Source organism: Pseudomonas sp. FA-1, assembly GCF_056856075.1.
On sequence record NZ_JBWXTH010000003.1, the window covers coordinates 138,101 to 150,244 of the forward strand.

11 protein-coding genes are annotated in these 12,144 nt (G+C 62.4%); 8 read left to right on the forward strand and 3 right to left on the reverse strand.

Going from position 1 to position 12,144, the window contains the following annotated elements; translation table 11 throughout:
- Nucleotides 1-183: 183 nt before the first annotated feature.
- Nucleotides 184-2,118, forward strand: coding sequence for an ATP-binding cassette domain-containing protein (locus AC1MHZ_RS07535; RefSeq protein WP_324816427.1), 1,935 nt, complete (start codon nt 184-186; stop codon nt 2,116-2,118).
- 118 nt (nt 2,119-2,236) lie between these two features.
- Here the strand turns inward: AC1MHZ_RS07535 and AC1MHZ_RS07540 are convergent, their stop codons facing one another.
- Nucleotides 2,237-2,680 carry a universal stress protein gene (locus AC1MHZ_RS07540; protein ID WP_084859247.1) on the reverse strand — a complete coding sequence of 148 codons (444 nt, stop codon included), beginning with the start codon at nt 2,678-2,680 and terminating at the stop codon, nt 2,237-2,239.
- 108 nt (nt 2,681-2,788) lie between these two features.
- On the opposite strand from AC1MHZ_RS07540, the gene AC1MHZ_RS07545 reads away from it, so the two are divergent.
- The 7 genes from AC1MHZ_RS07545 to AC1MHZ_RS07575 all read left to right on the forward strand — a co-directional run bounded on the left by AC1MHZ_RS07545 (nt 2,789) and on the right by AC1MHZ_RS07575 (nt 10,969).
- Nucleotides 2,789-3,226 (forward strand): hypothetical protein, encoded by a 438-nt coding sequence (locus tag AC1MHZ_RS07545; protein ID WP_482966187.1) that lies wholly within the window; start codon nt 2,789-2,791, stop codon nt 3,224-3,226.
- 382 nt (nt 3,227-3,608) lie between these two features.
- Nucleotides 3,609-5,756 (forward strand): fatty acid oxidation complex subunit alpha FadB, encoded by a 2,148-nt coding sequence (gene fadB, locus AC1MHZ_RS07550; protein ID WP_482966188.1) that lies wholly within the window; start codon nt 3,609-3,611, stop codon nt 5,754-5,756.
- A 31-nt stretch (nt 5,757-5,787) separates the two neighbouring features.
- Nucleotides 5,788-6,963 (forward strand): acetyl-CoA C-acyltransferase FadA, encoded by a 1,176-nt coding sequence (gene fadA, locus AC1MHZ_RS07555; protein ID WP_084859243.1) that lies wholly within the window; start codon nt 5,788-5,790, stop codon nt 6,961-6,963.
- A gap of 78 nt (nt 6,964-7,041) precedes the next feature.
- The gene (locus tag AC1MHZ_RS07560; RefSeq protein WP_084859241.1) at nt 7,042-7,293 is read left to right on the forward strand and encodes a DUF1653 domain-containing protein; all 252 of its coding nucleotides are present in this window, start codon (nt 7,042-7,044) and stop codon (nt 7,291-7,293) included.
- A gap of 100 nt (nt 7,294-7,393) precedes the next feature.
- A complete protein-coding gene (topA, locus tag AC1MHZ_RS07565) occupies nt 7,394-10,003 on the forward strand; it encodes a type I DNA topoisomerase (RefSeq protein WP_084859240.1) in 2,610 nt (869 codons plus the stop codon).
- Between the two features lie 159 nt (nt 10,004-10,162).
- Nucleotides 10,163-10,684 carry a DUF6586 family protein gene (locus AC1MHZ_RS07570; protein WP_084858189.1) on the forward strand — a complete coding sequence of 174 codons (522 nt, stop codon included), beginning with the start codon at nt 10,163-10,165 and terminating at the stop codon, nt 10,682-10,684.
- Nucleotides 10,685-10,735: 51 nt separating this feature from the next.
- Nucleotides 10,736-10,969, forward strand: a complete 234-nt coding sequence (locus AC1MHZ_RS07575; protein WP_084858188.1) for a hypothetical protein — start codon at nt 10,736-10,738, stop codon at nt 10,967-10,969.
- A gap of 49 nt (nt 10,970-11,018) precedes the next feature.
- Here the strand turns inward: AC1MHZ_RS07575 and sulA are convergent, their stop codons facing one another.
- The gene (gene sulA / locus AC1MHZ_RS07580; RefSeq protein ID WP_084858187.1) at nt 11,019-11,507 is read right to left on the reverse strand and encodes an SOS-induced cell division inhibitor SulA; all 489 of its coding nucleotides are present in this window, start codon (nt 11,505-11,507) and stop codon (nt 11,019-11,021) included.
- Nucleotides 11,508-11,520: 13 nt separating this feature from the next.
- Entirely contained in the window at nt 11,521-12,129 is a 609-nt protein-coding gene (gene lexA / locus AC1MHZ_RS07585) for a transcriptional repressor LexA (protein WP_084858186.1), read from the reverse strand.
- Nucleotides 12,130-12,144: the final 15 nt, after the last annotated feature.

Below are 12,144 nucleotides of genomic sequence, written 5' to 3' on the forward strand. Positions count from 1 at the left end.
GGAGCCAGCACTGTTGGGATCTATTGCCTTAGCTTAGCCGTTTGCCGGCGGCGGATGAAAGCACTGTGCTTGTATCCGGAGATTATCTTCGACCGGGTGTCGCACGGCCCTTGGAATATGGCCGGGTTGATGCCGGGAAGGGGTAAGTCAGGTAGAATGCGCGCCCGGTTTTTGGAGACGATTATGACCCTGCTCAAATTCAGCGATGTGTCCCTCGCGTTCGGTGCCATGCCGCTGCTGGACAAGGTGTCCTGGCAGATCGCGCGTGGCGAGCGGGTGTGCATCATCGGTCGCAACGGCACCGGCAAGTCGAGCATGCTGCGCCTGGTCAAGGGCGAGCAACGGCCCGATGACGGTGAGATCTGGCGGGCCCCGGGCCTGAAGATCGGCGAGCTGCCGCAGGAGTTGCCGGTGGCCGACGAGCGCAGCGTGTTCGACGTCGTGGCCGAGGGCCTGGACGGTGTCGGGGCGCTGCTGGCCGAATATCACCACCTGAGCCAGAACATCCAGGGCGACGCCGACCTGGAGAAACTCATGCATGTCCAGCACGAGCTCGAGGCCCGCGACGGCTGGCGCCTGCAGCAAGTGGTGGAAAGCACCCTGAGCCGCCTGCAGCTGCCGGCCGACAAGACCCTGGCAGAGCTTTCCGGTGGCTGGCGTCGTCGTGTGCTGCTGGCCCAGGCACTGGTGTCCGAACCCGATTTGCTGCTGCTCGACGAGCCGACCAACCACCTGGACATCGGCGCCATCGCTTGGCTCGAGGAAGCCCTGAGCGGTTTCAACGGTGCGGTGCTGTTCATCACCCACGACCGTTCCTTCCTGCAGAATCTGGCCACCCGTATCCTCGAGCTGGACCGCGGCGGCCTGATCGACTGGAACGGTGACTACGCCAGCTTCCTGGTGCACAAGGAAGCCATGCTGGCCGCCGAGGAAACCGCCAATGCGCTGTTCGACAAGCGCCTGGCCCAGGAGGAAGTGTGGATTCGCCAGGGTATCAAGGCTCGGCGTACCCGCAACGAAGGCCGTGTACGCGCCCTCAAGGCCCTGCGTGTGGAGCGTGGCGAACGGCGTGAGCGCCAGGGCAAGGCGAACATCCAGATCGAGGTGGCGGACAAGTCCGGCAAGCAGGTCATGGTGTTGGAGAACGTCAGTTTCGCCCATGCCGACGGCCCCATGCTGGTCAAGGATTTCTCCATGGTCCTGCAGCGCGAGGACCGCATCGGCCTGCTGGGCGCCAATGGCACCGGCAAGACCACCTTGCTCAAGCTTATGCTGGGCGATCTGGAGCCCAGCAGTGGCAAGGTCGAGCGCGGCACCAAGCTGGAAGTCGCCTACTTCGACCAGATGCGCCACCAGCTGGATCTGGAAAAAACGGTGATCGACAACCTTGCCGAGGGGCGCGACTTCATCGAGATCGATGGCCAGAATCGCCACGTGCTCAGCTACCTGGGCGATTTCCTGTTCAGCCCCCAGCGTGCCCGCACGCCGGTCAAGGCCTTGTCGGGCGGTGAGCGGGCGCGCCTGTTGCTGGCCAAGCTGTTCAGCAAGCCGGCCAACCTGCTGGTGCTGGACGAGCCGACCAACGACCTGGACGTCGAAACCCTCGAGCTGCTCGAGGAAGTGCTGTCCAACTTCAAGGGCACCGTGTTGATGGTCAGCCACGACCGGGCGTTCCTCGACAACGTGGTCACCAGCACCCTGGTATTCGAAGGGCAGGGGCGGGTGCGCGAATATGTCGGGGGCTATGAGGACTGGATCCGCCAGGGTGGCTCGCCGAAGCTGCTGGGCGTGACCGAGAGCAAGGGCGGCAAGGCAGAGCTTGGCAGCGCGGTGGTGGAGAAGCCTGTCGAGCAGGCGGCGTCAGCGCCGGTTGCGTCTGCCGCTGCGGTGGAGCCTGGGAAGAAGAAGCTCAGCTACAAGCTGCAGCGCGAGCTGGAAGCCCTGCCGGGACAGATCGACGCGCTGGAGCAGCGTATGGCCGCGGTCCAGGAAGAGGTCAATGCCCCTGGTTTCTACCAGCGCCCGATTGGCGAGACCTCGGCAGTACTGGCCAAGCTGGAGCAGATGCAGGGTGAGCTGGACGCCCTGGTCGAGCGTTGGGCCGAGTTGGAAGGGTAGAGCGTATCGGGGGCGCTATGCGCCCCATCGCGGGGCAAGCGGGACCGCCGCAGCGCCGCTCCTGCAGGGGCATCGCTGGCCCTGTGGGAGCGGGCTGCAAAGCAGCCCCAAGTACGTGTCAGCCTTCTTTCTTCAGCAGGCGTACCGCCAGCACGTCACAAGGCGCACCGTGCAGCACGTCGTTGGCGGTGGAGCCCAGCAGCAGGGCCAGGCCATGGCGGCCATGGCTGCCCACCACGATCAGGTCACAATTCTGCTCCTTGGCCAACTGGTGGATTTCCTGGCGTGGCTGGCCGTAGGTCAGGTGCGAGTCGCCACGGTTGATGGTCGGGTATTTGTTGAACAGGCGATCCATGCGCTCCTTGGCCTGGTCGAACTGTTGCTGCTGCAATTGCGACAGGTCCATTGGCACGTCTCCGCCAAAGGCCATGGCCATGGGTTCGACGATATGCACCAGGGAGACCTTGGCACCCGTGGGCTCGGCGAGTTTCATGGCACGCTTGATCACCGGGTCGCATTCTTCGGTCAGGTCGACGGCGACCAGAAGATGTTCGTAGGACATGGGTGGTACTCCTGCAATCGCGATAGTAGAAGTATGGTCGCTTTCGGGCCGAATGCCGTGAAACCTGGCTAACCAGCTCATTTGCAACGCTTTATGGGAACTACAGATATGACGGTATGGCTGGTGGTGTCAATCCTTGCGCTGATTCTCAGCCCCCTGGCCTGGTTGCGCCCATCGCGCAAGCAGAGCGAACAGATGAACTTGCGCATGGAGGGGCGACGCATGGGCCTTGCCATGCAGCTGGCGCCCCAGGCCTGGCCTCATTGGCTGGAAAAGGAGCCGCCAAGTCCTTGCCCGCAATACCACCGCGCGCGGCGTAAAGGCCATGACGATACCTGGGTGTATTGGCAGGTCACCCCTGGTGTGTGGTGGAACCAGTGGCGCGAACCATGTGAGGACGCGCGTCTGTGCGAGGCCTTTGCGCGCCTGCCGGCGAGCGTCTACAAGATCGAAGCCGACAGCCGCATGCTTGCCCTGTACTGGGGCGAGCGGGGCGACAAATCTGTTTTGCAGGATATTGCCCAGGTCCTCGAAGCCCTCGCTTGATAGGGTTGGGATATTGGGCGGGTGTGAGATCCAGCGCCCCCCGCGCGGCGCTCGATTTTATCGGCGCCGCAAAATTCAAGGCATGCGCTGCGCCATGAATACCTGCCTATCACTGTCATCATGTTTCGTACCCATTGGGTGCAAAATGACCGGAAAGTCGCGTTTTCACCGTGCTTGCGAGCATTTGACAACGTCGATCTTTTCGAGGAATGTGTGCGTACCCAAATCAAACGGGCGTATGAATTGAGCGTTTGTATGTCGAACGGCTCTAACAGAATCCCGACTCGCGCGCTGACGGGTGTGCCTGGGTAGGGGCCAAGCCGGCCCTTATGCTCAGCGTTCGGCGTGTACAGTTCAGCTTCCATATCGTGGAGATCAGTTGATGATTTACGAAGGTAAAGCCATCACGGTTAAGGCTCTTGAAAGCGGCATCGTCGAACTGAAGTTCGACCTCAAGGGTGAGTCCGTCAACAAGTTCAACCGCCTGACCCTGGACGAACTGCGCCAGGCCGTGGATGCCATCAAGGCCGACGCCGTCATCAAGGGCGTGATCGTCAGCAGCGGCAAGGACGTGTTCATCGTCGGCGCCGACATCACCGAATTCGTCGACAACTTCAAGCTGCCCGAGGCCGAGCTGGTCGCCGGGAACCTGGAAGCCAACCGCATCTTCAACGACTTCGAAGACCTCGAAGTGCCGACCGTTGTCGCCATCAACGGCATCGCCCTGGGCGGCGGCCTGGAGATGTGCCTGGCAGCAGACTACCGCGTGATGTCCAGCACGGCGAAGATCGGCCTGCCTGAAGTCAAGCTGGGTATCTACCCGGGCTTCGGCGGTACCGTGCGCCTGCCACGCCTGATCGGTTCGGACAACGCCATCGAATGGATCGCCGCTGGCAAGGAAAACCGTGCCGAGGACGCCCTGAAGGTCGGTGCCGTCGATGCCGTGGTGGCCCCCGAGCTGTTGCAGGCCGCAGCCCTGGACCTGATCAAGCGCGCCATCAGCGGCGAGCTGGACCACAAGGCCAAGCGCCAGCCCAAGCTGGAAAAGCTCAAGCTCAACGCCATCGAGCAGATGATGGCCTTCGAGACCGCCAAGGGCTTCGTGGCAGGCCAGGCCGGCCCGAACTACCCGGCACCGGTCGAAGCTATCAAGACCATCCAGAAGGCGGCCAACTTCGGCCGTGACAAAGCCCTGGAAGTCGAAGCCGCAGGCTTTGCCAAGCTGGCCAAGACCTCGGTCGCCGAAAGCCTGGTCGGCCTGTTCCTCAATGACCAGGAACTCAAGCGCAAGGCCAAGGCCCATGACCAGATCGCCCACGACGTGAAGCAGGCCGCCGTGCTCGGCGCCGGCATCATGGGGGGTGGCATCGCCTACCAGTCGGCGGTCAAGGGCACGCCGATCCTGATGAAGGACATCCGCGAAGAAGCCATCCAGCTGGGCCTGAACGAAGCCTCCAAACTGCTCGGCAAGCGTGTCGAGAAGGGCCGCCTGACCCCGGCCAAGATGGCCGAGGCGCTCAATGCCATTCGCCCGACCCTGTCCTACGGTGATTTCGGCACTGTCGATATCGTCGTCGAGGCCGTGGTCGAGAATCCGAAGGTCAAGCAGGCCGTGCTGGCGGAAGTGGAAGGGCAGGTCAAGGAAGATGCGATCCTTGCCTCCAACACCTCGACCATCTCCATCAACCTGCTGGCCAAGGCGCTCAAGCGCCCGGAGAATTTCGTCGGCATGCACTTCTTCAACCCGGTGCACATGATGCCGCTGGTGGAAGTGATCCGTGGCGAGAAGTCCAGTGACGTGGCGGTCGCCACCACCGTGGCCTACGCCAAGAAGATGGGCAAGAACCCGATCGTGGTCAACGACTGCCCGGGCTTCTTGGTCAACCGCGTGCTGTTCCCGTACTTCGGTGGTTTCGCCAAGCTGGTCAGCGCAGGCGTGGACTTCGTGCGCATCGACAAGGTCATGGAAAAGTTCGGCTGGCCCATGGGCCCGGCCTACCTGATGGACGTGGTCGGCATCGACACCGGCCACCATGGCCGCGACGTCATGGCCGAAGGCTTCCCGGACCGCATGAAGGATGATCGCCGTTCCGCCGTCGATGCCTTGTACGAGGCTAACCGCCTGGGCCAGAAGAACGGCAAGGGCTTCTACGCCTACGAAACCGACAAGCGCGGCAAGCCGAAGAAGGTCGCCGACCCCTCGGTGCTGGAAGTGCTCAAGCCGATCGTCTTCGAACAGCGTGAAGTGACCGACGAGGACATCGTCAACTGGATGATGATCCCGCTGTGCCTGGAGACCGTTCGCTGCCTGGAAGACGGCATCGTCGAAACCGCCGCCGAGGCGGACATGGGCCTGGTGTACGGCATCGGCTTCCCTCCCTTCCGCGGTGGCGCGCTGCGCTACATCGATTCGATCGGGGTCGCCGAGTTCGTCGCCCTGGCAGACCGGTACGCCGATCTGGGGCCGCTGTACCACCCGACCGCGAAGCTGCGCGAAATGGCCAAGAGCGGCCAGCGCTTCTTCAACTGAGCGCCCAACGAGTTAGAGCGAGAGTATTGATATGAGCCTGAATCCAAGAGACGTGGTGATTGTCGACTTCGGTCGCACGCCGATGGGCCGTTCCAAGGGTGGTATGCACCGCAACACCCGTGCCGAGGACATGTCCGCGCACCTGATCAGCAAGCTGCTGGAGCGCAACGACAAGGTCGATCCGAAGGAAGTCGAGGACGTGATCTGGGGCTGCGTCAACCAGACCCTCGAGCAGGGCTGGAACATCGCCCGCATGGCGTCGCTGATGACTCCGATCCCGCATACCTCGGCAGCCCAGACCGTCAGCCGCCTGTGCGGCTCGTCGATGAGCGCGCTGCATACCGCTGCCCAGGCGATCATGACCGGCAACGGCGACGTGTTCGTGGTCGGTGGCGTGGAGCACATGGGGCACGTCAGCATGATGCATGGTGTCGACCCGAACCCGCACCTGTCCCTGCACGCGGCCAAGGCCTCGGGGATGATGGGCCTGACTGCCGAGATGCTCGGCAAGATGCACGGCATCACCCGTGAGCAGCAGGACCTGTTCGGTCTGCGTTCGCACCAGCTTGCCCACAAGGCAACGGTCGAAGGCAAGTTCAAGGACGAGATCATCCCGATGCAAGGGTATGACGAGAACGGTTTCCTCAAGGTCTTCGACTACGACGAGACCATTCGCCCGGAAACCACCCTCGAAGGCCTGGCATCGCTCAAGCCGGCATTCAACCCCAAGGGCGGTACCGTCACCGCGGGTACTTCGTCGCAGATCACCGATGGTGCCTCGTGCATGATCGTCATGTCCGGCCAGCGTGCCATGGACCTGGGGATCCAGCCCTTGGCGGTGATCCGTTCGATGGCCGTGGCGGGCGTAGACCCGGCGATCATGGGCTACGGCCCGGTGCCGTCGACCCAGAAAGCCCTCAAGCGCGCCGGCCTGACCATGGCCGACATCGACTTCATCGAGCTCAACGAAGCCTTCGCCGCACAGGCCCTGCCAGTGCTCAAGGATCTGAAAGTGCTCGACAAGATGGATGAGAAGGTTAACCTGCACGGCGGCGCCATCGCCTTGGGCCACCCGTTCGGTTGCTCGGGCGCGCGGATTTCCGGGACCCTGCTCAACGTCATGAAGCAGAATGGCGGTACTCTGGGTGTCGCCACCATGTGCGTCGGCCTGGGCCAGGGCATCACGACTGTCTTCGAACGCGTCTGATCGCGTCATCGACAGCAACCGGGGCCTCGTGCCCCGGTTTTTGTTTTTTACAAGATTTGTTTCAAGAGGGTGAGCGACATGCAGATACAGCCAGGCGTATACCGGCATTACAAAGGGCCGGAGTACCGCGTGCTGGGCGTTGCACATCATACGGAAACCGATGAGTTGCTGGTGATCTACCAGTTGCTTTACGGTGATTACGGCCTGGGTGCCCGGCCTCTGGCCCTGTTCCATGACACTGTCGAGGTTGACGGCGAGCAGGTGCCGCGCTTTGCTTTGGTCAAGGCCGAGGAGGGGATGTTCAAGCGTCCCGACACGGCAAGCGACTGAACCTGAGCGCTTGACCTCACTCTGTTGCCACTATATATAGCGGTGCCGCGTCCGGCACCTGACGCGTTTTTCATCTTCAGATTCAGGAATACTCCGATCCATGGGCAAATCGCTGGTCATTGTGGAATCCCCGGCCAAGGCCAAGACCATCAACAAGTACCTGGGCAGCCAGTACGTGGTGAAGTCGAGTATCGGCCATATCCGAGACCTCCCCACCAGCGGTTCGGCCAGCGCCAGCAAGGAACCGGCGGCCAAGCGCGGCAAGGCCGCAGGTGAGGCGCCGGCCCTGTCGCCGAAGGAGAAGGCCCGTCGCCAGCTGGTGGCACGCATGGGCGTCGATCCGGAAGCCGGCTGGAAGGCCAAGTACGAGATCTTGCCCGGCAAGGAAAAGGTCATCGACGAATTGCGTCGCCTGGCCAAAGATGCCGACACCATCTATCTCGCAACCGACTTGGACCGCGAAGGGGAGGCCATCGCCTGGCACCTGCGCGAGGCCATTGGTGGCGACGACACCCGCTACAAGCGCGTGGTATTCAACGAAATCACCAAGAAGGCCATCCAGGAAGCCTTCTCCCAGCCGGGCGAGCTGGACATCGACCGGGTCAACGCCCAGCAGGCGCGCCGCTTCCTCGATCGCGTGGTTGGCTACATGGTTTCGCCGCTGCTGTGGGCCAAGATCGCCCGTGGCCTTTCAGCTGGCCGCGTACAGTCGGTGGCGGTCAAGCTGGTGGTAGAGCGCGAGCGTGAGATCCGTGCATTCGTCCCGGAAGAGTACTGGGAAGTCCATGCTGACCTGGGCACTGCCAAGAACGCCAAGGTGCGCTTCGAAGTGGCGCGCGAAAAAGGCGAAGCCTTCAAGCCGCTGAACGAAGCCCAGGCCATGGCGGCCCTGGAGAAGCTCAAGGCCTCCAGCTACAGCGTGGCCAAGCGTGAAGATCGCCCGACCAGCAGCAAACCGTCTGCGCCGTTCATCACCTCTACCCTGCAGCAGGCAGCGAGCAACCGCCTGGGCTTCGGCGTGAAGAAAACCATGATGATGGCGCAGCGCCTCTACGAGGCCGGCTACATCACCTACATGCGTACCGACTCGACCAACCTGTCGGTCGATGCGCTGGATATGGCGCGCAGCTACATCGAGCGCGAATTCGGCAAGCAGTACCTGCCTGAAAAGCCGGTGGTGTATGGCAGCAAGGAAGGCGCCCAGGAGGCGCACGAGGCGATTCGTCCTTCGGACGTGAACACCCACCCGAGCAAGCTCAGTGGCATGGAGCGGGACGCCGAACGCCTGTACGAACTGATCTGGCGCCAGTTCCTGGCCTGCCAGATGCCGCCTGCGCAGTACCTGTCCACCAGTGTCACGGTCAATGCCGGCGACTTCGAGCTGCGGGCCAAGGGCCGTATCCTCAAGTTCGACGGCTACACCCGTGTGCTGCCCCAGCAGAGCAAGCCGGGCGAAGATGACGTGCTGCCGGAAATGGCCCAGGGCGAGGTGCTCAAGCTCATCCAGCTCGACCCCAGCCAGCATTTCACCAAGCCACCGGCGCGCTACACCGAAGCCAGCCTGGTCAAGGAAATGGAAAAGCGCGGCATCGGCCGCCCGTCGACCTACGCGGCGATCATCTCCACCATCCAGGACCGCGGCTACGTGACCCTGCACAACCGTCGCTTCTATTCCGAGAAGATGGGCGACATCGTCACCGAACGCCTCTCGGAGAGCTTCTCCAACCTCATGGACTACGGCTTCACCGCCGGCATGGAGGAGAACCTCGATGACGTGGCACAGGGCGAGCGCGATTGGAAGAACGTCCTCGACGAGTTCTATGGCGACTTCAGCAAGAAGCTGCTGACCGCCGAGTCGGCCGAGAACGGCATGCGCGCCAATCAGCCGACGCTGACCAACATTCCGTGCAAAGAGTGCGGCCGGCCGATGATGATCCGTACTGCCTCCACGGGGGTCTTCCTCGGCTGCTCGGGCTACAGCCTGCCGCCGAAGGAACGTTGCAAGGCCACCGTGAACCTGGTGCCAGGTGACGAGATCGCTGCTGACGACGAAGGCGAGTCCGAATCTCTGGTGTTGCGTGGCAAGCACCGTTGCCCGATCTGCGCCACGGCGATGGATGCCTACCTGCTGGACGAAAAACACAAGCTGCACATTTGTGGCAACAACCCGGACTGCCCGGGCTACGAGATCGAAGAGGGCAGCTACCGCATCAAGGGTTACGAAGGGCCGAGCCTGGAATGTGACAAGTGCGGCAGCGAGATGCAGCTCAAGACCGGCCGTTTCGGCAAGTTCTTCGGTTGCACCAACCCTGCGTGCAAGAACACTCGCAAGCTGCTCAAGAACGGTGAGGCGGCGCCGCCGAAGATGGACAAGGTGGACATGCCGGAGCTCAAGTGCGAGAAGGTCGACGATACCTACGTGCTGCGCGACGGTGCCTCGGGGCTGTTCCTGGCTGCCAGCCAATTCCCGAAGAACCGCGAAACCCGTGCGCCGCTGGTGCTGGAAATCGTCCCGCACAAGCATGAGATCGATCCGAAGTACCACTTCCTGTGCGATGCGCCGCAGAAGGACCCGGATGGCCGCCCGGCGGTGATCCGCTACAGCCGCAAGACCAAGGAGCAGTACGTACAGTCCGAGGTGGACGGCAAGCCGACGGGCTGGAAGGCGTTCTACGACGGCAAGGTGTGGAAGGTCGAAGACAAGCGCTGATCGGTAAGCGCTAAAAGGGGGCCGCTTCATGCCCCATCGCGTGCTTGCCCGCGATGGGGCATGAAGCGGCCCTTGTCTTTTATGACATTCGGCTTGCGGCAGGGCGGGGCAATCCCTGAAACTGAGGCATCGCCTTGCAGCCTAGGGAGGCCATTCGAAATGGCCCAGGAACTCTACACCCGCACCAACCAGAAACTGTTCTTCGCAGGGCTTGCCTTGGAGTCCATGGCCAAGGCTGCCGACAGCCAGGCAATGAATGCCCAGGGCCTGATCCAGGCGGAGCGTGAATCGGCGTTGTTCCACTTGTATGGCGCGCTGCTCGGTCTATGCCATGAGATCGCCGGCTTCTACCGTCTGCCGCAAGCGGCGGCAGCACAGGTGGAGCTGTTGCTCAATGAGGAGGCGCTCAATGGCATCGCCATCCCGGAGGTGGCCGAAATGCTGGAACTGGCGCGTCAGCCGGAAACCTGGCTCGCGCAATTGCTTCGTGCTTATGCCGATTTGTTCCGACCGCCGGTCGCCAAAAAAGCACCGAAAACTGATGTCACCCAGCCTCTGATCCAGGCTGTGAATCTGGACGAGCCCGAGCAGCCACTGCTCTCCCGGGAGGAGCTGGAAAGTTGGCGCAACAATCTCAAGGGCTTGGTACGACGTTTCCGTGACGCGTTGAGTGAGTGCTGACAGCGGCGGTGGCTGGTACAATACCGGCCTTTCGTGAAAAGCAGGCCCTATATGTCAACGTCCTTTCTAGAAATTGTCGAGTTGCCTGATGGCCGGATCGAGCTGCGCCGTGCCGAGGACGAGGGTTCTTTGGTGACCCTGGATTTCTCCGAGGACGCCAAGGCGTTCCTGCAAGGCCAGCATGTGGAAGTGGCCAAGGCCATGTTGAGCGTCGGCGTGCAAATGGCAGGTCGCCTGGTCGAGGGCGATCTCGAGCACGAGGAAGGGCCACGCGTTCTGCATTGAGCCTCGCGCTTTGTAATTCAGAAATTGAAAGACAGGCAAAGCCTGAACATCAGCCGAGGCGGATGTTCAGGCTTTGTGCGTTTCCGGTCGTGGCTGCGCGGATCAGTTGCTGGCGCGCCGTGGCATTGAGGTTGCCAAGCCAGCTGACCACGGTATGGCTGTGGCCCAGGCGCAAGGCTTCGCAGGCCAGTTGCAGGGCGCTCTGGTTAGCGCCCGGTTGCAGCAACAGGATGCGTTCACGGTTGAGGCCGGCATCGCGTAGCCAGGCCTGGGTCAGGCTGGCGGGCGGTGCAATGAGGGTCAGCCAGCGGGTTTCGTCCTCTTCGCTCAGTTCTCGCAGAACCGGCGCCAGCAGGCTTTGGCAGTGGCCAGGTGCGCCACGCAGGGACAGTTCGCTGAACAGCTCGGGCTGCTGGGGCTTGCGTGGTTGCTCTGCGGCGCCGTTGCGGGCTTTCAGGCCAGGCAGCACCGGCTGGGCCAGGAAGGCCTCGAACAGGGGTAGCTGTGCTTGCTGGGGTGCATGGATGAACTGCTGCATGACGCCTCCTGGATCAGCGGCGAATGACGCCGACACTCAAGCCCTCGATCACCAGTTCCTGTTCTTTCAGGTCGACTTCGATGGGGGCGAATTCGGGGTTTTCGGCGATCAGCCAGACCTTGCTGCCTTCACGCTTGAAACGCTTGACGGTCACTTCATCGCCGATACGGGCGACGACAACCTGGCCGTTGCGGGCTTCGCGGCAGGTATGCACCGCCAGCAAGTCGCCGTCGAAGATGCCGATGTCCTTCATGCTCATGCCGTGCACGCGCAACAGGTAGTCGGCGCGGGGGTGGAAGAAGGCCGGGTTGATGTTGCAGGATTCCTCGATGTGCTGCTCGGCGAGGATCGGGGCACCGGCGGCGACGCGGCCGATGATTGGCAGGCCGCTTTCTTCCGCCTTGGTTTCCAGGCCGGGAATGCGGATGCCACGGGAGGCGCCCGGAGTCATTTCGATTGCGCCCTTGCGGGCCAGCGCCTTGAGGTGTTCCTCGGCGGCGTTGGGGGACTTGAACCCCAATTCCTGAGCGATTTCCGCACGGGTCGGCGGGAAGCCGTTGTCTTCCAGGCAGCGTTTGATGAAGGCCAGGATTTCGGCTTGGCGTGGCGTCAGTTTCAACATGGCGGGCGCTCTGTC